At 34.4% G+C, this 25,780-nt stretch carries 24 protein-coding genes; 13 read left to right on the forward strand and 11 right to left on the reverse strand.

What is annotated here, in order from left to right; all coding sequences use genetic code 11:
* Positions 1 to 31 precede the first annotated feature (31 nt).
* From ACP7AQ_RS04725 to ACP7AQ_RS04785, 13 genes are all read left to right on the forward strand, one after another.
* Entirely contained in the window at positions 32 to 1,138 is a 1,107-nt protein-coding gene (locus ACP7AQ_RS04725) for a carboxylate-amine ligase (protein WP_426094586.1), read from the forward strand.
* 39 nt (positions 1,139 to 1,177) lie between these two features.
* On the forward strand, positions 1,178 to 2,008 hold the full coding sequence (locus ACP7AQ_RS04730) for a type 1 glutamine amidotransferase (RefSeq protein WP_426094587.1): 831 nt from the start codon (positions 1,178 to 1,180) through the stop codon (positions 2,006 to 2,008).
* 14 nt (positions 2,009 to 2,022) lie between these two features.
* On the forward strand, positions 2,023 to 3,213 hold the full coding sequence (locus tag ACP7AQ_RS04735; RefSeq protein ID WP_426094588.1) for a hypothetical protein: 1,191 nt from the start codon (positions 2,023 to 2,025) through the stop codon (positions 3,211 to 3,213).
* Positions 3,214 to 3,674: 461 nt separating this feature from the next.
* Positions 3,675 to 4,238, forward strand: coding sequence for a gluconate 2-dehydrogenase subunit 3 family protein (locus ACP7AQ_RS04740; protein ID WP_426063738.1), 564 nt, complete (start codon positions 3,675 to 3,677; stop codon positions 4,236 to 4,238).
* Between the two features lie 53 nt (positions 4,239 to 4,291).
* Entirely contained in the window at positions 4,292 to 5,995 is a 1,704-nt protein-coding gene (locus tag ACP7AQ_RS04745) for a GMC oxidoreductase (RefSeq protein ID WP_426094589.1), read from the forward strand.
* 10 nt (positions 5,996 to 6,005) lie between these two features.
* Positions 6,006 to 7,166 (forward strand): Gfo/Idh/MocA family protein, encoded by a 1,161-nt coding sequence (locus ACP7AQ_RS04750; protein ID WP_426094590.1) that lies wholly within the window; start codon positions 6,006 to 6,008, stop codon positions 7,164 to 7,166.
* A 37-nt stretch (positions 7,167 to 7,203) separates the two neighbouring features.
* Positions 7,204 to 8,256 (forward strand): sugar phosphate isomerase/epimerase family protein, encoded by a 1,053-nt coding sequence (locus tag ACP7AQ_RS04755; RefSeq protein ID WP_426094591.1) that lies wholly within the window; start codon positions 7,204 to 7,206, stop codon positions 8,254 to 8,256.
* Positions 8,257 to 8,269: 13 nt separating this feature from the next.
* Positions 8,270 to 8,650: a c-type cytochrome gene (locus tag ACP7AQ_RS04760; protein ID WP_426063734.1), complete on the forward strand. Its 381-nt coding sequence runs from the start codon at positions 8,270 to 8,272 to the stop codon at positions 8,648 to 8,650.
* Positions 8,651 to 8,754: 104 nt separating this feature from the next.
* The gene (locus ACP7AQ_RS04765) at positions 8,755 to 10,209 is read left to right on the forward strand and encodes a Gfo/Idh/MocA family protein (protein WP_426094592.1); all 1,455 of its coding nucleotides are present in this window, start codon (positions 8,755 to 8,757) and stop codon (positions 10,207 to 10,209) included.
* 32 nt (positions 10,210 to 10,241) lie between these two features.
* Positions 10,242 to 10,979, forward strand: a complete 738-nt coding sequence (locus ACP7AQ_RS04770) for a 3-keto-disaccharide hydrolase (RefSeq protein ID WP_426094593.1) — start codon at positions 10,242 to 10,244, stop codon at positions 10,977 to 10,979.
* 63 nt (positions 10,980 to 11,042) lie between these two features.
* Positions 11,043 to 12,281, forward strand: a complete 1,239-nt coding sequence (locus tag ACP7AQ_RS04775; RefSeq protein WP_426094594.1) for a nucleoside permease — start codon at positions 11,043 to 11,045, stop codon at positions 12,279 to 12,281.
* Positions 12,282 to 12,290: 9 nt separating this feature from the next.
* Positions 12,291 to 13,184, forward strand: coding sequence for a hydroxypyruvate isomerase family protein (locus tag ACP7AQ_RS04780; protein WP_426094595.1), 894 nt, complete (start codon positions 12,291 to 12,293; stop codon positions 13,182 to 13,184).
* A gap of 19 nt (positions 13,185 to 13,203) precedes the next feature.
* Positions 13,204 to 14,079 carry a sugar phosphate isomerase/epimerase family protein gene (locus ACP7AQ_RS04785; RefSeq protein WP_426094596.1) on the forward strand — a complete coding sequence of 292 codons (876 nt, stop codon included), beginning with the start codon at positions 13,204 to 13,206 and terminating at the stop codon, positions 14,077 to 14,079.
* A 198-nt stretch (positions 14,080 to 14,277) separates the two neighbouring features.
* Here ACP7AQ_RS04785 and ACP7AQ_RS04790 read toward each other — a convergent pair whose 3' ends face one another.
* The 11 genes from ACP7AQ_RS04790 to hisB all read right to left on the reverse strand — a co-directional run bounded on the left by ACP7AQ_RS04790 (position 14,278) and on the right by hisB (position 25,514).
* Positions 14,278 to 15,933: a M1 family metallopeptidase gene (locus tag ACP7AQ_RS04790; RefSeq protein WP_426094597.1), complete on the reverse strand. Its 1,656-nt coding sequence runs from the start codon at positions 15,931 to 15,933 to the stop codon at positions 14,278 to 14,280.
* 58 nt (positions 15,934 to 15,991) lie between these two features.
* Positions 15,992 to 17,038 (reverse strand): alkaline phosphatase D family protein, encoded by a 1,047-nt coding sequence (locus ACP7AQ_RS04795; protein ID WP_426094598.1) that lies wholly within the window; start codon positions 17,036 to 17,038, stop codon positions 15,992 to 15,994.
* 145 nt (positions 17,039 to 17,183) lie between these two features.
* Positions 17,184 to 18,398 (reverse strand): ATP-grasp domain-containing protein, encoded by a 1,215-nt coding sequence (locus ACP7AQ_RS04800; RefSeq protein ID WP_426094599.1) that lies wholly within the window; start codon positions 18,396 to 18,398, stop codon positions 17,184 to 17,186.
* Positions 18,399 to 18,401: 3 nt separating this feature from the next.
* On the reverse strand, positions 18,402 to 19,835 hold the full coding sequence (locus ACP7AQ_RS04805; protein WP_426094600.1) for a leucyl aminopeptidase family protein: 1,434 nt from the start codon (positions 19,833 to 19,835) through the stop codon (positions 18,402 to 18,404).
* A gap of 87 nt (positions 19,836 to 19,922) precedes the next feature.
* Positions 19,923 to 21,059 carry an alpha/beta hydrolase gene (locus tag ACP7AQ_RS04810; RefSeq protein WP_426094601.1) on the reverse strand — a complete coding sequence of 379 codons (1,137 nt, stop codon included), beginning with the start codon at positions 21,057 to 21,059 and terminating at the stop codon, positions 19,923 to 19,925.
* 141 nt (positions 21,060 to 21,200) lie between these two features.
* Positions 21,201 to 21,800 (reverse strand): bifunctional phosphoribosyl-AMP cyclohydrolase/phosphoribosyl-ATP diphosphatase HisIE, encoded by a 600-nt coding sequence (hisIE, locus tag ACP7AQ_RS04815; RefSeq protein WP_426091186.1) that lies wholly within the window; start codon positions 21,798 to 21,800, stop codon positions 21,201 to 21,203.
* A 34-nt stretch (positions 21,801 to 21,834) separates the two neighbouring features.
* Positions 21,835 to 22,590 carry an imidazole glycerol phosphate synthase subunit HisF gene (gene hisF, locus ACP7AQ_RS04820; RefSeq protein ID WP_426091185.1) on the reverse strand — a complete coding sequence of 252 codons (756 nt, stop codon included), beginning with the start codon at positions 22,588 to 22,590 and terminating at the stop codon, positions 21,835 to 21,837.
* 24 nt (positions 22,591 to 22,614) lie between these two features.
* Positions 22,615 to 22,920: an NIPSNAP family protein gene (locus tag ACP7AQ_RS04825; RefSeq protein ID WP_426094602.1), complete on the reverse strand. Its 306-nt coding sequence runs from the start codon at positions 22,918 to 22,920 to the stop codon at positions 22,615 to 22,617.
* Between the two features lie 20 nt (positions 22,921 to 22,940).
* Positions 22,941 to 23,666, reverse strand: a complete 726-nt coding sequence (gene hisA, locus ACP7AQ_RS04830; protein ID WP_426094603.1) for a 1-(5-phosphoribosyl)-5-[(5-phosphoribosylamino)methylideneamino]imidazole-4-carboxamide isomerase — start codon at positions 23,664 to 23,666, stop codon at positions 22,941 to 22,943.
* A gap of 52 nt (positions 23,667 to 23,718) precedes the next feature.
* Positions 23,719 to 24,300 carry an imidazole glycerol phosphate synthase subunit HisH gene (hisH, locus tag ACP7AQ_RS04835; protein WP_426094604.1) on the reverse strand — a complete coding sequence of 194 codons (582 nt, stop codon included), beginning with the start codon at positions 24,298 to 24,300 and terminating at the stop codon, positions 23,719 to 23,721.
* Between the two features lie 77 nt (positions 24,301 to 24,377).
* Positions 24,378 to 25,514, reverse strand: coding sequence for a bifunctional histidinol-phosphatase/imidazoleglycerol-phosphate dehydratase HisB (gene hisB / locus ACP7AQ_RS04840; protein ID WP_426094605.1), 1,137 nt, complete (start codon positions 25,512 to 25,514; stop codon positions 24,378 to 24,380).
* Between the last annotated feature and the right edge of the window lie 266 nt (positions 25,515 to 25,780).

The raw sequence follows: 25,780 nt of genomic DNA on the forward strand, positions 1-25,780 counted from the left end.
CGAAGTAATTAGCTCCTAAAAAAATAAAATAATGAAAAAATTACCAGTTTTTACACTAGGTGTTGAAGAAGAATATCAAATAATTGACCCTGATACAAGAGATTTACGGTCGCATTTGTCAAAAATTGTGGATGGTGCCAAAATAATTTTAAACGAGCAGGTGAAGGCCGAAATGCACCAATCTGTGGTGGAAGTAGGAACTAATATTTGTCATAGCGTTAATGATGCCAAAAATGAGATTCGGTTTTTACGCTCTAAAATCGTTGAATTAGCGGAGAAACAAAACCTTATTGTTGGTGGTGCCGGAACACATCCTTTTTCAAAATGGCAGGATCAACCGATAACTGATGATCCGCGATACCACGATATTGTTAATGAACTGCAAGATGCTGCACGTTCTAATTTGATTTTTGGAATGCATTGCCATGTAGGAATTGAAAATCGTGAAATCGGTTTGCAATTGATGAATCAGGCTACCTATTTTCTCCCTCACATCTTTGCACTTTCGACAAATTCACCTTTTTGGGAAGGAAGAAAAACAGGTTATAAATCATTTAGAACCAAAGTATTTGATAAGTTCCCCAGAACAGGTTTGCCGGAATATTTTGATTCAGTAAGTTCGTACGAGAACTATTTAGATACTTTGATAAAAACAAATTGCATTGATAATCCAAAGAAAATTTGGTGGGATTTACGCTTGCATCCGTTTTATAACACAATAGAATTCAGGATTTGTGACATGTGCTTGACCGTCGATGAAACTATTTGTATCGTTGCCATCATTCAGGCAATTGTAGCCAAACTCTACAAATTGAATATGAACAATACTAGTTTTAATGTTTATAGACTGGCTTTGATAAAAGAAAATAAATTCCGGGCAGCACGTTACGGAATTGAGAATAATATGATTGATTTTGGCATGCAAAAAGAAGTTGAGACTAAAATGCTTATTCTGGAATTGCTTGATTTCATTGATGATGTTGTGGATGAATTAGGCAGTCGTGACGATATTAATTATGTTCATGAAATTTTGAAAAACGGAACTGGAGCGGACAAACAATTGGCTGTTTTCGAAGAAGCTGGCGATCTTTCTAAAGTGGTGGACTTTATAACTGGTCAATTTACCAAGGGATTATAAAATATAAATTATCTTTGCGCATTATTTTTAAAAACAGTTATGTCGAATAAAATCATAAAAATAGCGCTTTTGGATATGTACAACGGAGAACCTAATCAGGGAATGCGATGTATTATTGATATTGTCAATCGGTTTGATCCCGTCGTCGGTTTTGAAATATTTGATGTTCGCGGAAAATGTCACTTGCCGGAAATAAAAAAATTCGACATTTATATTTCAACCGGAGGACCAGGAAATCCATTAATTGGAGATGGAGATTGGGATGTCAAATATTATCAATTTATTGATTCTTTGAACAAATGGAATATGGAGAACGCTGTTAAAAAACATGTTTTGTTTATTTGTCACTCGTTTCAGATGGCTTGTTTGCATTTTGGATTGGCCACAATAACCAAAAGAAATGATACTTCTTTTGGTGTGATGACCATGCACAAAACGAAAGAAGGCCAAACAGATTCTTTATTTGAAGGTTTGGCGGATCCTTTTTATGCCATTGATTCCAGGGATTATCAAGTGGTACAACCAAAACTTAGTATTTTTGCTAAAAAAGGAGCTAAGATTATTTCATTAGAAAAAATCAGGGATCACGTGCAATACGAACGCGCGATTATGGCGGTTCGATTTACAGACTACTTTGTAGGTACTCAATTTCATCCTGAAGCGGATCCGATAAGCTTTGTTGCTCACATGAGAAACAAAGTAGCGAAGGAAAAAATCAAAAAAATGAAAGGGAAAAAGAAATTCAGAAACATGCTGGAAGATTTATTAGATGATGATAAAATTTACAGAACTAATGAAACCTTGATACCAAATTTCCTCAGAATAGCAATTAACGATTTGATGAAAACAAAAAAAATGCTTTCTAATTAATACAATCCTTGCAAATGATTTCAAAATATCGGGAGTTATTTAATGCTCAATTTACAGAAAAAAAATATCAGGAATTCAAAGATGATATTGCTTCCGATTTTAATTACCTACCTACTTTCAGGTTGGCGGAAACCCCTTTTTTTATTTCAAAAGAGTTGCAATCCCAATTGATTGAAGGTTGTAATGAAATTATAGCTTTTATTCAAAACGAAGACTTTAAGATACTTACTAACAAATCATTAGAGTTAAACATAAAAGTACCAAATGAGGACGAGCATACTACTTTTCTAGCGATCGATTTTGGCATTTGTGAAGAAGAAGGAAAAATTATTCCTAAACTGATTGAAGTGCAAGGATTTCCTTCTTTGTACAATTATCAGGTGAATGTGTATGAAAAGTTCAAGAATCACTATCCGATTCTTAAGGAACTGACTCCATTTATAACTGACATTACACAACTGAAATATTTGGATATTTTAGAAGAAGCAATTTGCAACAATCATCCAAAAGAAAATGTTATTCTTCTTGAAATTGAACCCGAAAAACAAAACACCAAAATTGATTTTTATTACTGCAAAAGAGATATTGGAATCCCAATTGTTTGCGTGACGGAGTTGATAAAAAAAGGCAAACAACTGTTCTATAAAAATTTAGCAGGCGATGAAATTCTTATAAAAAGAATTTATAATCGGGTTATTTTTGATGAATTAAATCTGAGAACCGATTTACAACTTAATTTTAGTTTCTCAGATGATTTAGATGTGGAATGGGCGGGTCATCCCAATTGGTTTTTTAGAATCAGTAAATTTATTTTACCTTTATTGAAAGGGAAATATTTTATAGACACAACTTTACTAAGTGACTTAAAAGAAATACCTCAGGATTTAGAAAACTATGTTCTAAAACCGCTTTTTTCATTTTCAGGAACAGGAGTTATTTTCCATGTAACCAAGGAAGATATTGAATCCGTTGTTGAAAAAGAACTTTATATTCTTCAAAAAAAGGTAAATTACATTCCAATTGTGCAATCTCCAGACGGAAAAGTAAAAGCCGAAGTACGTGTACTTTGTGTTTGGAAAAAAGACGATATCGCTCCTACTCTATGCTGCAACTTGGTGCGTTTGAGTCGAGGTGAAATGATTGGCGTAAAATTCAACAAGGACAAAGATTGGGTTGGTGGTACGCTTGGTTTATTTGAAAGATAAACTTAAATTGAATCTTAATATTTCCATTTTTTAACATTGATTAAAGTTTTTAATTAGCTTTTCATTTTTTATCATTGAAGCCTTTTTTACTAATTATCTAGCAAAAAAAATTCTAACTGTTTACATGCTTATTTTTACCGATAATGTCATTTTAACGCATTGAAAATTATTTTAACGAATGTTCAACAATATCTTATAGTAAAATACTCGCTAATATTATATTAATTTCATTTTTAAGAGCGGTTTTTCTTCCTTTTTTCTTTAAGAAATATAATTTTTTATTTAAAATCTTAGATTCCAGCGACACTTTTATGAATTTTTTAAAGTGTTTCCCTTAATAATTTGAAAAATATGGAATTATTCAATAATTTAACATAAATAAAATTAAGGTGTTTTTTTTTTCTTTATTATTGTAAGGTTATAATAATTTAAGAATAATCAACAACTTTAATAATTAACAAATGAATAGAAGAGAAGCACTTAAAAACGTTGCGTTTTTGATGGGAGGCGCAATCTCAGCAACTACAATGGGCGTTTTGTTTGAAAGTTTTACTTTACCCGAAAAAGAAAAAAATCAGGTGTCTTTTTCTGCAACGGATGAAGAGATTTTGGCTGAATTCGCCGATATCATCATCCCGACAACAGCATCTTCGCCCGGAGCAAAAGCTGCAGGACTCGGTGCTTTTATTCCAATGATTATTAGAGATTGTTATCCTGCAAATATGCAAGAAATTTTTGCCTCAGGATTAAAAGCAATGCAATATAAATGTTCTAAAGAATTCAATAAAGACTTTTTGTCAATGTCCGTTGAAGAACGTCAAAAACTATTGACCTCATTAAGGGATGAGGCAATTGCTACCAATAAAGCACCTTCTTTCTTTTTGATTGCAAGAGATTTAACAATTTTAGGGTATTATTCTTCAGAAATAGGCTGCACACAGGCTCGTGAATATCTTCCAGTTCCGGGACGCTACGATGGTAGTGCAGACTACAAACCTGGACAAAAAGCTTGGGCAACCAACTAGTCTTATTAGAACCTACTGTTAGAAACTATTTTATTAAATAAAAAATACTACCCGTGAATATAAATACCAATTTGAAAGAGGAAAATACGTATGATGCTATTGTTGTAGGATCTGGAATTAGTGGTGGTTGGGCTGCAAAAGAACTTACCGAAAAAGGATTAAAAGTTTTGATGTTAGAACGCGGAATGAATATTGAGCACATCAAAGATTATGAATCGGCCATGAAAGCACCATGGGAATTTGAACGAGCAGGCAAGCTTACCGAAGAACAAAAAAGAACCCATCCTGTTCAAACAAGAGATTATCCATACAATGAAGCTACCGAAAAATGGTGGGTGAATGACTTGGAATGTCCCTATACAGAAGACAAACGTTTTGATTGGTACAGAGGATTTCATGTGGGTGGAAAATCTTTAATGTGGGGCCGTCAAAGTTACCGTTTTAGTGACCATAATTTTGAAGATAATGCCAAAGATGGTCATGGAAATGACTGGCCTATTCGATATAAAGACCTTACCAAGTGGTATGATTATGTAGAGAAATTCGTAGGAATAAGTGGTCAAGCAGAAAATTGGCCCCTATTACCGGATGGTAAATTTTTGCCTCCGATGGATTTAAATTGTGTTGAAAAATCAGTTAAAGAAAGATTAGAAAAACATTATAATAAAACCCGTATTCTTACAATTGGTCGTACTGCTAACTTAACTGTACCCCACAAAGGGCGTGGCAGCTGTCAGTACAGAAATTTATGCAGTCGAGGCTGTCCATTTGGTGCATATTTTAGCACCCAATCTTCTACACTACCTGCTGCAATGGCAACCAATAGATTGACCGTGAGACCCTACTCTATTGTGAATCATATTATTTATGATAAAGACACTAAAAAAGCAAAAGGTGTTATGGTTATTGATGCAGAAACAAATGAAACCATGGAGTTTTATGCTAAAATTGTTTTTGTGAACGCATCCACTTTAGGATCAACATTCCTTTTATTAAATTCAACTTCAGAAGCGCATCCGAATGGAATGGGTAATGCCAGCGGACAATTAGGCCATAATCTTATGGATCATCATTTCCGTTGTGGTGCAGAAGGAACAGCTGAAGGTTTTGAAGATAAATACACGTACGGAAGAAGAGCTAATGGTATTTATATTCCAAGATATCAGAATGTAGGTGGTGATAAACGAGATTATTTAAGAGGTTTTGGGTACCAAGGAGGTGCCAGCAGAGGATCATGGCATAAAGAAGTTGCCGAATTGGCTTTTGGTGAAAACTTTAAATCGACTATGTCATTACCAGCTGATTCCTGGAGTATGGGATTAGGTGGTTTTGGAGAAATGCTACCGTATTACGAAAATAAAGTATATATCGATCACAGCAAAAAAGACAAATGGGGACAACCTGTTTTAGCAATTGACTGCGAAATTAAAGATAACGAAGCTAAAATGAGGGAAGATATGATGAATGATGCCGCAGAAATGCTGGAAGCTTCAGGAATTAAAAATATACAAACCTATGATAATGATTATTATCCTGGAATGGCTATCCACGAAATGGGTACTGCCAGAATGGGTAATGACCCTAAGGATTCCGTTTTAAATAAATGGAATCAAATGCACGAAGTTAGTAATGTATTTGTTACCGATGGGTCTTGTATGCCTTCCATCGCTTGTCAAAATCCATCATTAACATTTATGGCTTTAACGGCACGTGCTTGCGATTACGCAGTAAAAGAATTAAAAAAAGGAAATATTTAGGTTCATCAGTATGAGAAAATTAAGAATGGGAATGGTTGGTGGTGGCCAAGATGCCTTTATTGGTGCAATTCACCGCTTAGCCGCCAATATGGATGGATTAATTGAATTAAAGTGTGGTGCATTAAGTATAAAACCAGAAACCGCAATAGCCTCTGGTAAAGCCTTGTTTCTTCCGGAATCAAGAACATATTTAACGTTTGACGAAATGATTAAAGCGGAAGCGGCTTTACCTGCTGACGAAAGAATCGATTTTGTTACTATTGTTACACCAAACTTTGCTCATTTTGCTCCTGCGATGATGGCTTTGGATCATGGTTTTAATGTAGTAATTGAAAAACCAATGACTTTTTCGTTGGAAGAGGCAAAACTATTGCAGCAAAAAGTAGAAGAAACAGGATTAATTCTTTGTTTAACACATACCTACTCCGGCTACCCAATGGTCAAGCAAGCTAAAGCAATGGTTAATGAAGGAAAATTAGGAAAAATTAGAAAAGTTTGGGTTGAATATCCGCAAGGTTGGTTGAGTAAACTTTCTGAAAGAGAGGGTAATGCGCAAGCAGCTTGGAGAACGGATCCTACTAAATCCGGAAAAAGTTCAGTAATGGGTGACATTGGAACTCATGCAGCACATTTAGCCGAATATATTACCGGAGCCAAAATTACGGATGTTTGTGCTGAATTAAACACTTTAGTCGAAGGGCGTGTAATGGATGATGATGGAGCTGTTTTATTAAAGTTTGACAATGGTTCCAAAGGAGTTTTAATGGCTTCGCAAGTAGCTGCCGGAGAAGAAAATGCATTAAGAATAAGAGTTTATGGTGAAAAAGGTGGAATCGAATGGTTTCAACACGATCCCAATACTTTAACAGTTAAGTGGCTAGATGAACCAACTCAGGTTTTAAGAGCTGGATCTAACTATGCACATTTATCTTCATTTGCAACACACAATTGTAGAACTCCAGGCGGACATCCCGAAGGTTATTTAGAAGCATTTGCTAATATTTATCGCAACTTTGCTTTAACCCTCAACTGCAAATTAGATGGTACAACACCTACTGCTGAAATGTTAGACTTTCCTTCTGTTGAAGATGGAGTAAGAGGAATGGCATTTATTGATAACGTAGTAGCATCATCACAATCTGATAAAAAATGGACTCCTTACGTTTTGTAATTAATTAGGAATTCACAAAAGTTTAGACAAACATAACATGACAACAATACAAGGTCCAGCAGTATTTTTAGCCCAATTTATAAGTGATGAAGCGCCTTTTAATTCTTTAGATGGGATTTGTAAGTGGGCCGCTGATTTAGGTTTTAAAGGTATTCAAATGCCAACATTAGATACCCGTTTTATTGATTTACAAAAAGCCGCCGAAAGCAAAACCTATGCCGAAGAACTCAAAGGTACCGTTGCTTCTTATGGACTGGAAATTACAGAATTGTCTACGCATCTGCAAGGACAGTTAGTAGCCGTTCACCCCGCTTATGATGATTTTTTTGATGCTTTTGCTCCGGTAAACGTTCATGGAAATTCAAAAGCGAGACAAGAATGGGCTGTCCAACAATTAAAATATGCAGCTAAGGCATCCCAAAATTTAGGTTTAAATGCTCATGCCACCTTTAGTGGTTCTTTACTTTGGCAATATTTTCATCCGTGGCCTCAAAGGCCGCCCGGCTTAGTTGAAGATGGTTTTGCTGAATTAGCCAAACGCTGGTTACCAATTTTAAATGAATTTGACGAAAATGGAGTCGATCTTTGTTATGAAATACACCCTGGCGAAGATTTGTTTGATGGGGAAACCTATGAAATGTTTTTAAAAGCCGTAAATAATCATTCCAGAGCGTGTTTGTTATATGACCCGTCCCATTTTGTATTACAACAGTTAGATTACATTCAATACATTGATTTTTATCATGAACGAATAAAAGCGTTTCACGTAAAGGATGCCGAGTTTAATCCTACAGGAAAGCAAGGAACTTTTGGAGGATATCAAAGTTGGGTAAATCGTGCAGGACGTTATCGCTCCCCTGGAGATGGTCAAATTGATTTTAAAACTATTTTTAGCAAACTGGCACAATATGATTACAAAGGCTGGGCTGTTATGGAATGGGAATGTTGCATTAAAAATCAAGAGGATGGCGCTAGAGAAGGCGCTGCATTTATAAAAAATCATATCATAAAAGTTACCGACAAAGCATTTGATGATTTTGCTGCTGTGGAAACAAATAAAGCTTTTAACAAAAAAAACTTAGGATTATAAAACTTAAATATAAATGAAAATGAAATTAAAATATTTGCTTTTTGGGGTTGCTTTAATTAGCTTAACCTCATTTTCTAATGATAATTTAGATACAAAATATATTAAAGCTACTAAAAAAACAACAGCGATTTTTCAAACATCGGATGGTGAAAAATTAATCGCTAAATCGGATTGTGTTGGGTGTCATAAACTAGACAAGAAACTAATAGGCCCCTCCTACTTAGATATTGCAAAAAAATATCCTTCGAACGATAAAAATATTACTTATTTATCTGGTAAAATAATAAAAGGTGGTTCAGGAGTTTGGGGAACAATACCTATGTCTGCGCATGCTTCGCTTAAAAAGAATGATGCAAATTCGATGGCAAAGTATATTTTATCCTTAAAAAAATAAATCAAAAGACGCTTTTATATATTCTGTATAACGTTATTATGCAGAATATAAAGTTATGATGTGACACTATTCTATTGCTATTAACCAAACTAGATTAAAAATAAATGAAACAAAAAGAAGAAGATAAAATCACAAATAACCGTCGTGATTTTATAAAAACAACTGCTATAGCTGCCGCAGCTTTTATGATTGTTCCCCGTCATGTTTTAGGAAGAGGATTCGTTGCACCAAGCGATCGTTTATCAATAGCCAGTATTGGCGTTGGCGGAAAAGGTAAATCTGATATCGCTATGTTCGCCAGCAGTGGAAAAGCTGATATTTCTTTTTTATGTGATGTTGATACCAGAAGAGCCGCTGCAAGTGTAAATGCATTTCCTAAAGCTAAATTTTACACGGATTGGCGCGAAATGTTAGACAAAGAACATAAAAATTTCGATGCAGTTTCAGTTTCTACTCCGGACCATAACCATGCTATACAAGCGCTTGCTGCTATGCAATTAGGCAAACATGTATATGTTCAAAAACCTATGGCACATGATATTTACGAAGCTCGTATTTTGACTCAAGCTGCCAAAAAATATAAGGTGGTTACGCAAATGGGAAATCAAGGTGCCTCAAATGATGGTACCCGAATAATGAAAGAATGGTATGATGCAGGTTTAATTGGTGATGTTCATACGATACATGCATGGACAGACCGCCCAGTTTGGCCTCAAGGTATTCCGTGGTCTGCCAATAAAGCCGATATTCCAAGTGAATTAAATTGGGATTTGTGGTTGGGAACCGCTCCTTACAAAGAGTATGTAAATAAATTAGTGCCCTTCAACTGGCGAGGATGGTGGGATTATGGTACTGGTGCCTTAGGAGATATGGGTTGTCACCTGCTAGAAGCTCCTTTTAGTGTATTAAACTTAAAATATGCGAAAGATGTACAATGTAGTGTAGGTTCTGTATACGTAGATGAATTTCAAAGAGGATATTTTCCTGAGAGTTGTCCACCTTCTAGTCACGTTACATTAACTTTTCCAAAAACTGAAAAAACTAATGGTGACATCGCAGTACATTGGATGGATGGAGGAATCCAACCTGAAAGACCTTCTGAATTAGGTTCGAATGAAATTTTTGGCGATGGCGGAAATGGAACATTGTTCACAGGTACAAAAGGAAAAATGATGTGTGATACTTATGGTTTAAATCCGCGTTTGCTTCCTCTAAGCAAAAATGAAAATTTACAAGTTGCTCAAAAATATGCAAGAGTAATCGATGGTTCCGAAGGACATTACAAGCAATGGATTGAAGCAGCAATTGCAGGTTATGGAAAAAAAGAGTTAAGTTCTCCTTTTGAAATTGCAGGTCCTTTAACAGAAGCATTATTGATGGCAAATCTTGCTATCAGAGGTTATGATGTAATGAGAGAAGAGCTTGGAGAAGAAGTGTATCCGGGCCGTTCAGCAAAATTACTATGGGATAATGATGCCATGAGAATAACCAATTTTGACGAAGTTAATCAATTTGTGAAGCGAGACTATCGCCAAGGTTGGAAAGCTTTAACTTTATAAACAAGATTAATTATTAATTCAAAAACTTAAAAATGATTAAAAATATTTGTACCTCATTAATTGTTATACTAATGATTCAAACCGCAAATGCACAACAAGCACCAATAGCCAAAGGATTTAAATCAATTTTTGATGGACAATCCACAGCAGGATGGCATTCTTACGGAAAAAAAACAGCTGGTTCAGGTTGGAAAGTTGAAGATGGCGTATTGCATTTTGATCCTACTGCTGCCCAAAATGGTCAAGGAGGCGATCTTGTAACTGATGTTGAATACGAAAATTTTCATTTGAAATTAGAATGGAAAGTAGCAGCAAATGCGAACAGTGGTATTATTTTCTTCGTTAACGAGGATTTGACAAAATTTAAAAATACCTATGAAACAGGTCTTGAAATGCAAGTGTTAGACAATGAAGGTCATCCTGACGGTAAAATTGAAAAACACAGAGCTGGTGATTTGTATGATTTAGTAAAAAGCACTTCAGAACCAGTAAAGCCTGTTGGAGAATGGAATTCTGTTGATATTGTATGTAAATTCGGAAAACTTACAATGTTAGTTAATGGTGTAAAAGTTGTTGAAACAACACTTTGGGATGCTAATTTCAAAAATTTAGTTGCCGGCAGTAAATTTGCTACTTGGCCTGGTTTTGCAGCTTTCAAAAAAGGAAAAATTGCTTTGCAAGATCACGGTGACAATGTCTGGTTCAGAAACATCATGATTAAAGAATGGAATACTATGAAAATTACAACCGGATGCGAGGCCGGAATGTAATTGAATAAAAAGTATTAAAAAAAAACGAAAACTAACCAAACCAAAATAAAAATTATCCAACCAATGAATAGCACCATCCGAATAAAATTATCCATAATGATGTTCCTAGAATTTTTTATCTGGGGCGCATGGTTTGTAACCCTTGGAACATTTCTGGGAAATAACTTAAAAGCATCGGGTTCAGAAACTGCCGCTATTTTTTCTACGCAATCCTGGGGCGCCATTGTTGCACCTTTCATCATAGGTTTAATAGCTGACCGGTATTTTAATGCAGAAAAGATTTTGGGAATTCTTCATCTCGCAGGTGCCTTTTTAATGTATCAAATGTATCAATCGGAAGAAGTTGGAATGTTCTACACTTATGTTTTAAGTTACATGATTTTATACATGCCAACGTTGGCTTTAGTCAACTCAGTTTCGTTCAATCAAATGAAAGATCCGGAAAAAGAGTTTTCTAACATTAGAGTTTGGGGAACTATTGGTTGGATCATTGCGGGACTTTCAATCAGTTATTTATTTCATTGGGATTCTGCCGAAGGAATAAGTTCAGGTTTACTTAAAAATACTTTTTTACTAGCTGGTGTTGCTGCCTTTATATTAGGCTTATTTAGCTTTACATTACCAAAAACACCACCAAAAGTTAATGATGAAAAAATAAAAATTGGAGACATTATAGGTCTTGATGCTTTAAAATTATTGAAAGATAAAAACTTTGCAATATTTTTCGTTTCATCTATTCTAATTTGTATTCCTCTTGCTTTTTATTATCAAAATGCTAATCTCTTTTTAACTGAAGCAGGTGTTGAAAATCCGACGGGGAAAATGGCAATTGGACAAATATCGGAAGCCTTATTCTTGTTATTGATTCCTGTGTTCTTTACGCGTTTTGGTTTCAAAAAAACGATTTTAATCGGGATGTTAGCTTGGGCAATTCGATACGTTTTATTTGCTTACGGCAATGGTGGAGACTTAAGTTTCATGTTAATTATAGGTATTGCGCTGCACGGTATTTGTTATGATTTCTTTTTTGTATCGGGTCAAATTTACACCAATTCAAAAGCGGGAGAAAAATATAAAAGTGCTGCTCAGGGTCTCATTACATTAGCTACCTATGGAATTGGTATGCTAATAGGTTTTGCTGTTGCAGGTTATATTACAGATAATTATAAGCTGGCAGACGGTGCTGTAAACTGGCAGATGGTATGGATTATTCCTGCTGGAATTGCTATGGCAGTGTTCTTACTTTTTGCACTTTTATTTAATGAAAAAAACAATGGAGAAGAATCCACTTCTGCTGTATAAAAATTAAAAATGAGTACTAATTTAAATAGAAGATCTGCCATAAAAGGAATAGTAGCCGGAACAGTTGCGATGGGAATTCCTTCTGGATTTTCTGCTTTGGCTATGCCAAAAAAAGAAACAGCAATACAATTGGGTAAATTAAAAGGAAATATAAATCACTCCGTTTCTCGGTGGTGTTTTAATGACATAGATTTAGATACTCTTTGCATCGAATCTAAAAAGATGGGAATTTCCGGGATTGATTTAGTAGGTCCTAAAGATTGGCCAACATTGAAGAAATATGATCTTGTTTCTACCATGTGCAACGGTGCAGAGATTAATTTAGTAGATGGTTTTAATGATATTAAATTCCACGAAACGCTATTAAAAAACTACACTGAAATGATTCCGATGGTAGCAAAAGCAGGTTATAAAAACCTAATTTGCTTTAGCGGAAGCCGAAGAGGAATAACTGATGAAGAAGGATGGAACAATTGTGTTATCGGTTTGCAAAAACTAATTACATTGGCTGAAAAGCATAATGTGATTTTAGTAATGGAATTGCTAAACAGCAAAATTGATCATAAAGATTACCAATGTGACAGAACATCCTGGGGAGTAGCATTAGCAAAACGCTTGAATTCAGAAAACTTTAAACTTCTTTATGATATTTATCACATGCAAATCGATGAAGGTGATGTGATTAGAAACATAAGGGACAATCATCAATATATTGCACATTATCATACGGCCGGCGTTCCGGGACGAAATGAAATTGATGATACACAAGAATTAAATTACTCCGCAATTATGAAAGCAATTGCAAAAACTGCTTTTAAAGGTTATGTAGGACAAGAATTTGTACCAAAAAACCCGGACAAATTAGCCGCACTACAACAAGCTATTACTATTTGTGATATTTAACCAATCTAAAAAACAACTCATGATAAAGAGAAGAGAATTTTTAATTAATACTGGTTTGGCTCTAGGCGCATTAGCACTTGCTCCTACATTTGCTTTTGACTCAAAAAATAGAAATATCGGAATTCAACTATGGACCTTGCGTGACACGTTACCAAAAGATGTTAAAGGTGTTTTAGCTCAAGTTGGTAAAGCTGGATTTTGCGAAGTGGAAACTTTTGGTTATTCAGTAGATAAAGGCTTTTTTGGAACTTCAGTGCGCGATTTTAAATCGATATTGGATGATAACGGTTTAAAAGCAACGAGTAATCATTTCGATTTCAATTCGATGATTAAAGATGGTTCCACTGATCTTGTAAAATATTATGTAGAAACCGCAAATCAGTTAGGAAGTGAATATGTGACGGTGCCATATATCGTTTCAGAATTGCGCGGAACTACTGGTGATGCCTATAAAAAATTAGCCTTACAAATTAATAAAGTAGGAGAACTTTGTAAAGAAGGAGGTTTGAAATTAGCATATCACAATCATGATTTTGAATTTACTAAATTTGGTTCAACCAATGGATATGAGATTTTATTAAATGAAACTGATAAAAACTTAGTTGATTTTGAAATGGATTTATATTGGGTAGTTCGCTCTGGAAATGATCCACTGCAATTATTCCAAAAATATCCGGGACGTTTTTCAATGTGGCATGTAAAAGATATGGATAAAAGTAATCCAGATTGGAATGCAGAAATTGGAACTGGAACTATAGATTTTAAATCGATTTTTGCTCAAGCTAAACTTGCTGGAATGAAACGTTTCTTTTTGGAACACGAATCAAACTACAAACCAAATCCAATAGAGTCTGCTGCAACAAGTTTTAAATACATTAGGAAAAACTTGATCTAAATAGTTTAAACGAAAAATAAATTTAAAAAAGGGATATGTTAGTATCCCTTTTTTATTACCACTTCTCTGCTCCCAATAATTTTTTTCCCAAATCACTCAATTCTGCGGTTTTATATTTACTGTAAAAATCATAAAAGTTTTCATTCTTTATTTAAAATAAAAGATACCTTCATGAAATTTAGGCCTTAATTTCTGGATTTACTCTGTTATATCAAAACTGGCGACATAAAAATTTTTGTCTGTTTCCAATTTTGAATTTTCAGTATTTGCTGGAAGACTCTTCCATTTTATTTCCGGTTGCAACAATTCTTCTTTTCCGTTTAGAGTCACTTTGACTGGCATATTAAAACCAGCTACACAATTTGTCCAGCGATACCCCAGTTGATTATCCTTGAAAAAATATTCCAGTGTAGGAATTCTGGTGTCTCGTAAGTACTGATTAAAAACAGTTGATAAATCGAATCCAACTTTTTGACTCATATAATTCTCAATTTGTTTTGTAGTTACCGTTTGGTGATAAAAAGTACTGTTCAAACCTCTTAAAATCCCTCTCCATTTTTCATCATCATTTACTAATTGGCGTATCGTGTGAATCATATTGGCGCCTTTAGGATACATATCGCCTGAACCTTCATTATTTACATCGTAATTTCCGATTATTGGTTTGTCATTTTGGATATTTTTTCTGGTTCCTCTCACGTACTCAAATCCTGCTTCTTTTCCATAATAATATTCGACAAAAAGACTTTCAGAATAGTTTGTAAAACTTTCGTGAATCCACATATCAGCAATATCTTTATACGTGATATTATTGGCAAACCACTCATGTCCAGATTCGTGAATTATAATAAAATCGAATTTTAATCCCCAACCCGTTCCGCTCAAATCACGACCCAAATAACCATTTTGAAATTTGTTTCCATAAGTTACAGAACTTTGATGTTCCATTCCTAAATATGGAGCTTCAACAAGTTTGTAACTGTCTTCATAAAAAGGATACGGCCCAAACCAGTGCTCAAAAGCCTTTAGCATCCTTGGAACATCTTGAAATTGTTTTTTGGCTTTCGCCAAATTGTCTCTCAAAACATAATACGTGCAATCCAAAATCCCTTTTTCTCCTTTATATTTTTCTGAAAATGAAACATAATCTCCTATATTTATGTTTACGCCATAATTATTAATTGGATTTGACACATACCAATTATAGGTTTTTGTCCCGTCTTTTAGTTGTTTAACACTAGTCAGACGTCCATTCGATACATTTGTCAAATTTTTAGGAACATTTACGCTAATCAGCATATTTTCCACTTCGTCATACATGTGATCTTTGTTTGGCCACCAAACACTCGCTCCTAATCCTTGACATGAAGAAGCAATAAAAGGCATACCATTATTGTCTTTTTTCCAAGTGATTCCTCCATCCCATGGCGGATTTACCGCAACTTTTGGTTTTCCTCCATAATGTATGGTCAGTTCTTTTATTGCACCTTTTGTTTGGAGAGCAAGTAATTCAATAAAAAATGCATTTCCTTCTCTTCTGTATTTTAAAGATTTTCCATCTTGAATAACTTTAAAAATTTCCATGGGATTCTGTAAATCAATTTGCATATTGTTGTATTCCTGTAATACCTGATATTTTATGGTATTCGAACCAGAAATAGTGCTGTCTGCGGGATTTACTTTAATATCAAGATGGTAGTTTTTTACATCCCACCAAGCTCTTTCTTTGGTAATACTGCCACGTATCGTATCTTGTCTAGTAAATATTTCTTCTTTTTTATCTAGAAGGCCTTGCGCATTTACACCATTAAAGATGAGAAATGAGATAAAAATAAGACTGCACTGTTTTTTCATAATGAATTTATTTTGGACAAAAATAGCCTTCAAATTATAGAAATAAAATTCCTTAAATTTATTTTCCGGGATATATCTGAACATATTCTTGAAGCAATTTATTTTGTTTTCCTCTAATTTCCATAATTACCTTATTATGTTTAAAGTCAAATTTTAATAATCCAAAATTGATATCTTTTATCACTGCTCCTTTGACATAAGGATTTTCTTCACCAGAAAAAGTAGTATAAGTATGTGTCAATCCATTCGAGGTAAAATCTATTAACGGATACGCTAATTTAGCAACATTTTTGGCAGAAAATGTAGCAATATGACGATCTCCCGATATTATAAAAGTACCTTGAGCTTTGGTGGAAATTATTAATTGCTCTAATTTTTCTATTTCATGAGGGAAATTTCCCCAGGCTTCAAAACCATGTTTATCGGATAAAAACTGAATACTGCTTACTATGACGTTAAATTGAGCATCGGAATTTCTAAGTTCTTTCTTTAGCCAATTCCATTGTGCCTTTCCCAATACTGTTCCTTCACCATATTTATTGGGTTGAAAACGCTTTTTTGAATCGGTCGCTTTTGTAAGTGCTGTTCTAAAAAAACGAGAATCCAATACAATTATTTTGACTTTATTTCCATCAACAACAATGGTTTTTGCAGTATAAATTCCGTCTCTTTTTCGTTCCGGAGCCTTTTTTGAAGTTCCTAAAAAATCTAATAATAACTGTTGACTTTTTCTTTTAAAAGGATATTCTGCCCCGCCGTCATTCACACCAAAATCGTGATCGTCCCACGTTCCTAAAACGATTTTGTCTTTAATAAATTTGAGATAATCAGAATCTTGTTTCTGAATATCATAATTATTTTTAAGAAAATGCATGTCTGATGTATCGGAATACACATTATCGCCTCCCCAAATCCAAACAGAAGGATGATTTTCATCTATCGCTGGCCAAAGTTCATTTTTAATTTTTTGGTCGTCGCAGGAACCGAAAGCAACAGTAAAATATTCATTTTGAATCGGTTTTTGAGTTTCAATTTGACTTATTTGATCAAACGATTTACAACTTATAAATCCTAAAAAACTAAAAAGAAATATTATTTTTTTCATTTGATGTAGAAATGGAAGTAATTATTTAATATTAAAATTCCAACGAAGATATAAAAAACTGTGTCGTTGTACTTTAACTAAACTTTAAATAAAAAAGCGACTATTTCTATTGAAACAATCGCTATTTTTAATTCGGCAAAAGCATTTAATGCAAATTTGTTATTTTTATTTGTTCTACCACAGCTGTGAAATCATTGGCTAAACGATTGCCATAATCTTCTAAAAGTTCTAAAACACGCTGCTGATTATCTGATTTTACAATTAATCCTGCATGATATTCCAATGGCACTTTAAAGCAAACTTCAGGATCTGAAAAAGATGATAAATTAGGGTGCTGGAATTTTGACAACGTCAGAACGATTCCGGCATACCCTTTTTTTACTTTTGGCAAAACATATTTATCCGCTTTTACTAATCCGTTTTCAATTGCTGCCCACTCCTTCCATAAATTAATATTGGAAGCTTCGGCAACCATCTCTGCTAAATGTGCTCCTCCCACGCGTGAAGATGTTTCCAGAAAATAAATTTGACCACCTTCATTACTTTTAATAAATTCAGTATGAGCGGCTCCATGTTTCAATCCAAAACCTTTCATCACTTGTTCATTTAACTTTTTTATCGCAATATCATCTTCTGAATTGTATCTAATATTTGCCGAACGGAAAACACCACCATCCTGAGAAATTTCCATTGGTGTGGATAAATATTTTGAAGTCAAACTAAAGATCACTTTACTGTCCGAAATTAAACTATCGCAATGATACACATCGCCTGGTTTAAATTGTTCCAATAAATATTTAAATCTATTATTTCCCATTTCATTAATATGAATCCACAAACTCTCTTTGTCATGTATTTTTATAATTCCTGTTACCGAAGCTTCGGAACGAGGTTTTAAAACCCATGGAGCTTCGATAGTTTCAGCAAAAGTATTAATGTCATGATCGTTAAATAAGGAACAAAAAGCAGGAATGGGTATCCCACAACTTTTGGCTCTCATACGCATGGCGAGTTTATCTCTAAAATAACGTCCTGTGGTTTGTCCCATTCCGTCGATACGGAGATTTTCCCTTAAATATGTTGCTTTTTCCACGTCATAATCATCCAGAGCTACAATGGCATCAATTTTTGTGGACTTCATGAAATTCCCAACACCTAACAAAAGATGTTCTAAATTCCAATCGACGTCCTGACCTTCCATATAGAAAATCTCATCAATATGTTGATGGGGCCACGGTTTATCCTTCAGTTTTTCACTCGTCACTAAATAGACTTTGTTGCCTAACTTTTTTAAATTAATTAAAAAATCGGCACCTTTGAAATAATTTGAAATGCAAAGAAAGGTTTTACAGTTTTCCATTGTTTATAAATTTTCAATGAATTTAGTCAATAAATGAACACCAAAGGCTGTTGCGTGCTTACTTTTAGCAAATTCATCATCTCCAAATGCCACTCCTGCAACATCCAGATGTGCCCAAGATTTGTGTCCCTCAGTAAAATATTCTAAAAATTTGGCAGCACTTATGGCTCCCGCAACTGCTTTTCCGCTATAATTTTTCACATCGGCAATATCACTTTCAATATCTGATTTATATACATCCCAAAGTGGTAAAGGCCATAAACGTTCTCCAATTGCATCTCCGTTTTGTTGCAATTTCTTCGCCATTTCTTCATTATTGGTAAACAAAGCACCACATTCATAACCAAGAGTAGCCACGCTGCTTCCGGTAAGTGTAGCAATATCAACAATATATTCTGGTTTGAAATTTTTAATTAAATACGATAATCCATCTGCTAAAATAAGTCGCCCTTCAGCATCCGTATCAATAATTTCTATAGAATGCCCGCTGTAACTGTGAATTACGTCGCTTGGTAAAAATGATTTGCCATCCACTGCATTTTCAGCACAAGGAACAATTGCAGTTACTTTTACAGGTAATTGTAAATCAGCGATCAGTTGCATCGCGCCAAAAACTGCGCCACCACCTGCCATATCACATTTCATGTGAACCATTCCAGCTGTTTTTATATTTATTCCACCAGTATCAAATGTGATTCCTTTTCCAACAAGTCCAACGTATTTCATGTGCTTAACTTCAGCTACGGGAGTGTAATTCATGATAATAAACTGTGGTTCATTTTCACTTCCTTTTCCAACTGCTAAAAATGCGCCGAGACCAACTATTTTTGAAGCTTCAGACCCGAGAACTTCTACATCAAATCCGTATTTTTCTCCCGTTTCTTTGGCCCAATTCGCTAAGTATTTCGGATTGATTGTATTTGGTGGCAAATCGACCAAATTAAAAGTACTCAATTGTGCTTTTGCAATTTTAATTCCTTTTTTGGCTGCAGCCAAATAATCATTCTCACTTACCAAAGTCAATGTGAATTCAGGATTTAAAAAAGGATGTATTTCTTTTTCAGATTTAAAATGACCCAAATTATACGTTCCCAGAAGCAAACCGGATACCATCGCTTCAATCTGTTCTTCAATACATTGTTCCGGTATAACTAAAGCAACATTCGAACTGAAATTTTCTTTTTGTTTCGATGAAATACGTCTAAAAATAGTCTTTAAAGATTTGTAATCAATTGTTTTTCCCAAACCAATAAAGACATAAGTATTGTCATTTTTTTCGGCTAAGTAGTGTGTGTCTTTTTTTCCAAAAAAAACGTTAGAAGCAATTTTCAATCCATTAAATGCAATGGGAACAATACTTTTTGAATAGGTTTCAAAAACCGGAATCAAAATTGTACCTGAAAAACTATCTAAATTTGTTACTGTTCTTGTTGTCATTTTCTTTAATTTTTAAAGCTTTTTGATTAAATTTAATGTTACTGTGTATGCTTTATTCTTAAAATTGAGTTGCAATAAATTGCGTCTCTACGAATCTTTTGTATTAAAAAATAACCACTCAATTGCTTTAGGAAATTCATCACTCCAATATATTTCGCTGTGTTTTCCCTGCCTGTTAATACTTAAATTAATTTGGGATCTATCTTCTATAAAGTGGCTGGAAATTAAATCATCCTGAAACTTTTTGACGTGCTCAATCATCGTTTTACTTTCATCACCACCAGCATATAAATAAATTTTAGTATCGGTCGTATTTACTTTCCTTGCATCAATTTTTAACTCCGGAACCACCCAAAGTGATGGAGAAAAAATCATCAGTTTACCAAATGTTTCGGGATTCCTGAGACCACTAAAAATACTGATTAATCCGCCCATCGAACTTCCTCCTATCCCTGTAAATTCACGTTCTTTTTTGGTTCTAAAATTACTGTCTACATAAGGTTTTAGCGTATCAGTCACAAAACGGATGTATTTCTTTCCTTGTCCTTTTCCTAAAACTGTTTTTCCTACATTATATTCTTTTATACGATCTTCCTCAGCGTGTTCAACAGCAATAATTATGATTTTTCCAATTTTATACTCGGACATGACTGCCAGTTTTTTGTCAATTTCCCAGTTTCCAAATTCGGCTGTTTCATTGAATAAATTTTGGGCATCCTGCAAATACATTACCGGATAACTCTCACTAGAATTATCGTAATCATGCGGTAAAAGTGCCCAAATTTTCCTAATTTTATTGAGTTGCGGGATTTTAAATTCATCTGATATCAACTGAACTTGTGGCAAATACGATTGTTTATAAGGCAACCAGTTTTTCCTCCATCTGGCAACATGTTCATTTTGTATGCCAGTATACGCTAATGTTGAACGATTTTCGGTACGATTTCCATGACTGTCAATTTCAACTTCACTCCAATCCCCTTTTGTAAATTTATACAAAAGCACCTTAGGATAATCAAAGTCATGAGGGAATTTGTAATGATACGAACCATTTCCAATCTTTTGCATTACAAATTCTTTGTCCTGTGTGCGCCAATTATTAAAATTTCCTGAAATATAAACCGGTCGAGAATCATCTTCGTCAGTTGTCAGAATTATGTATAGTCCTGTATTAATTATGGAATCGTTTACATCTGGATTAAAGGTGGTATTATCTGTATTCATCACTTGTATTGGGGGACTTTTTATTGTAAAATAATAGTAAATATAGTGGATTGGCATTTGAAATAAAAGAAAAAAGAAAAACCCAATAGTATAATTATTTACTATTGGGTTTTATGAATTTAAATTCTCTAAAAGGAATTTCTATTTTTGACGCGTTTTTAACACTTCAACAACGTCATTCAGCTTATATCCCTTGGCTTGCAATAAAATAAGATAATGAAAAAGCAAATCAGCACTTTCGCTTAAAAACAAATCATCGTTATCATCTTTGGCCTCTATAACCACTTCAATCGCTTCCTCGCCTACTTTCTGTGCAATTTTGTTCATTCCCAATTTAAACAACGAAGCCACATAACTTTTTTCGGAATCCGCATTTTCTTTTCGAAGTTGAATAGTATCTTCTAACGCCGTCAGAAACCCATAATCGGATTTATTTTCGTCAGCCCAACACGTATCAGTTCCGTTGTGACACGTTGGTCCTTCTGGTTTTACTTGTACCAATAATGTATCATTATCGCAATCGTTTTTGATGTTAATCAAATTTAGAAAATTTCCACTTTCCTCTCCTTTTGTCCAAAGTCTCTGTTTAGTTCGACTATAAAATGTTACTTTTTTAGTGTCAACTGTTTTTTGGTATGCTTCAGCATTCATGAAACCCAACATCAAAACCGTTTTGGTTTCACTGTCTTGAATGATAGCAGGAATTAATCCGTCAGTATTTTTTGAGAAATCTATGTTCATATTTTTAGTCTAATGTATTAAAGTCAAAAAAAAATTAAATTCGTACTTCGATATTATTGTTTTTAAGCGCTTTTTTTAATGTTTTGATTTCAATTTCTTTAAAATGAAATACGCTTGCCGCCAATGCTGCATCGGCTTTTCCGACCAGAAAAGTGTCTTTAAAATGTTGAATGTTTCCTGCGCCACCAGAAGCAATTATTGGAATATTAACCAATTCAGAAAGTTTGGCCAAAGCTTCATTTGCAAAGCCATTTTTAGTTCCGTCATTGTCCATTGAGGTAAACAGAATTTCGCCTGCGCCTCTTTGCTCCACTTCTTTGGCCCAATCAAATAAATTCAATTCAGTTGGTATTTTCCCTCCCATTAAATGCACAATCCATTCTCCATCTATCTGTTTGGCATCAATAGCGACAACAATACACTGGCTTCCAAATTTCTGTGCCAAATCATTAATCAATTGCGGATTTTTAACCGCTGATGAATTGATGGAAACCTTATCAGCTCCGTTTTGAAGCAATATTTCTACATCCAAAATAGAAGAAATTCCACCACCAACGGTAAAAGGAATATTAATCGTTGAAGCAACCTTCCGTACCAATTCAACCAAGGTTTTTCTTCTTTCTTCCGTTGCAGAAATATCAAGAAAGACTAATTCGTCCGCGCCTTCATCCGAATATATTTTGGCTAATTCTACCGGATCTCCTGCGTCACGTAAGTCCACAAAATTAACACCTTTTACGGTTCTTCCGTTTTTTATATCAAGACAGGGTATAATTCTTTTTGTAAGCATATCTGTTTGTTGTTAAAAGTCTTATTATTCAAATACTGGGCGCAAAAAAGTTCGTTCATAACTTAAAATACATCTTGAATCTTCTGCAATTTTGAACGTTTCGATACATTCTTGATCTTCTAAAATTAGTCTTCTGTAATTTTCATATTCGGATAAACTAACAAACGAAAACATTGCAAATGCAACGTTATTTGCTCCTTCAGACGGCAAAAAATAACCATGATGCTGTCCACCAAAACGGTTAACTAATTTAATCCATCTTTTACCATACTCTTCAAAAATATCCAATTGAAAAGGGTCAATAATATATTTTACGTAACAAGTTATCATAATTTATGCTCTGAATTTGACTATTTACTAATTATAAACTGTTCCAATTGTTTCAACGAAATTCGTCCTTCATAAATTGCTTTTCCGATTATTGTTCCTTCACAACCTAATTCGGCTAACCTTGGCAATTCATCAAAAGTTGAGATTCCTCCTGAAGCAATCAATTTTATGCCGTTGGATTCCCCCAAAATTTTATTGTATAATTCAAAAGAAGGTCCTTCAAGCATACCGTCTTTGGCGATATCCGTACAAATAACATATTCAATTCCTTTATTTTGATACTCTTGTATAAATGGAATTAAATCTTCATTCGAATCTTCTAACCAACCAGAAACTGCTACCTTTTCATTATTAGCATCTGCCCCCAAAATAATTTTATCCGAACCATATTGCGCAATCCATTTTTCGAACAGTTCTCTATTTTTAACGGCAATGCTTCCACCGGTAATTTGATTCGCACCACTTTCAAAAGCGATTTTTAAGTCGGAATCCGATTTTAATCCACCACCAAAATCAATTTTCAGTTTGGTTTGAGAAGCAATTTGTTCCAATATCTTATAATTGACAATTTGGCTTGACTTCGCTCCATCTAAATCAACCAAGTGCAAATATTCGATTCCGTGTGCTTCAAATGATTTCGCCACTTCAAGCGGATTTTCATTGTATATAATTTTGGTATTGTAATCGCCTTTTGACAAGCGAACACATTTTCCGTCTATGATATCTATTGCAGGTATTATTCTCATTTATTTAAGTCTTAAAGTGTAAAAGTCAAAAGTCATAAAGACATAACCTAATTTATAATTTTAAAAAATTACCCAAAATTTGTTCTCCAACGTCACCACTTTTCTCTGGGTGAAATTGTGTTCCGTAGAAATTATTTTTTTGAAGAGCTGATGCATACTCAACTTCATAATTAGTTGTTGCAATGGCTTCGAGACAAATTGGCACATAAAAACTATGTACTAAATACATGTGTTCGTTTTCATTAATTTCTTTGAATAAAAGTGATTTCAAGTTGTAAATTTGATTCCAGCCCATTTGAGGTACTTTTACTTTTGGCGTAAATTTAATCACATCAACATCAAAAATACCTAAACCCGTTGTTTTTCCTTCCTCCGATTTGTTGCACATCAATTGCATGCCCAGACAAATTCCCAAAACGGGTTGTTTTAAAGTTGGGATTAATACATCAAGACCACTGTCAATAAGCATTTTCATCGCAAAACTAGCTTCGCCAACACCTGGAAATATCACCCGGTCCGCAGCCTTAATTTCTTTCCAATCATTACTCAAAACAGCCTCAAAACCTAATCTTTCAATAGCAAATTTTATGCTTTGAATATTTCCTACTCCGTAATTTATGATTACAATTTTCATTTCTTTCAACCATTAATAAATTAAGTTTTATTTTAGAAGTAACGTCCAATAATTCATAATTTATAATTCATAATTTTTTAAAGCATTCCTTTTGTCGAAGGCAAAATCATCTTTTCCGTATCACGTTTTACTGCTACTTTTATCGCTTTTGCAAAAGCTTTAAAGATGGCTTCAATCTTGTGATGCTCATTTGTACCTTCTGCTTTGATATTAATGTTGGCTTTGGCACCATCCGAAAACGATTTGAAAAAATGAAAAAACATTTCCGTCGGCATTTTCCCAACCATCTCCCGTTTGAATTCGGTTTCCCAAACCAGCCAGTTTCTGCCTCCAAAATCAATGGCCACTTGTGCTAAACAGTCGTCCATTGGCAAACAAAAACCGTAACGTTCTATTCCTAATTTATTTCCCAATGCTTTTGCAAAAACTTCGCCCAATGCAATTGCTGTATCTTCAATCGTGTGATGTTCATCCACTTCTAAATCTCCTTTTACAAGAATTTCTAAATCCATTTGTCCGTGACGTGCAATTTGGTCCAGCATATGGTCAAAGAAGGCAATTCCGGTTTCAATTTTACTTTTTCCGGTTCCGTCAAGGTTTAACTTGATATAAATATCCGTTTCGTTCGTTTTCCTTTCGATGGAGGCGGAACGTTCCTCTAATTTCAAAAACTCATAAATTACTTTCCAATCGGTAGTTTGCAAAGCAATAACGAAGTCCAATTCTCCTCTTTTTGAAGAAATCTCATCTCCTCCCAAAGCTTCATTTGTATCAATAAAAATCGCTTTTGAACCTAAGTTTTTTGCTAATTCAACATCCGTTATTCTGTCTCCAATGACGAATGAATTTGCTAAATCATATTCCGGATTGTCAATATATTGTGTCAACATTCCAGTTGCGGGTTTACGCGTCGGTGCATTTTGGTAAGGGAAAGTTTTATCAATAAACACTTCTTTGAAAACAACCCCTTCATTTTCAAACGATTTCATAATAAAATTATGAACTGGCCAAAAGTTAATTTCGGGATGAGAATCCGTTCCCAAACCATCCTGATTGGTAACCATTACCAATTCGAAATCCAATTCTTGAGCTATTTTAGCTAAATATTGAAAGGCGTTTGGATAAAATTCTAATTTTTCGAAACTGTCTAACTGATAATCATTTGGTTCCAAAACCATTGTTCCGTCACGGTCTATAAAAAGTATTTTCTTCATTTAATTACGATGCGCTATTTTAAATTAGCTATTTGTCTATTATTTTCTTCTTGTATGAATAATCAAATCTTTTTGGGCGTGTCCCTGTGGGTCGGGCTATACGTTCCCGCTTTTTTACAGCCTCGTTCCTCTGCTCTAAAAAGAGCTCCACTGCTATCCCTCACGCTAAGCAACCACGTTCTATTTTAAATATTACAAACATTTGCTATCCTCGGTCATCTTGACCATCTTGGATTTAGCTGTATTTTCAGTTACTTCTTCACAGT

Origin of the sequence: Flavobacterium sp. DSR2-3-3 (assembly GCF_049896585.1) — a bacterium.
GTDB lineage: Bacteria > Bacteroidota > Bacteroidia > Flavobacteriales > Flavobacteriaceae > Flavobacterium.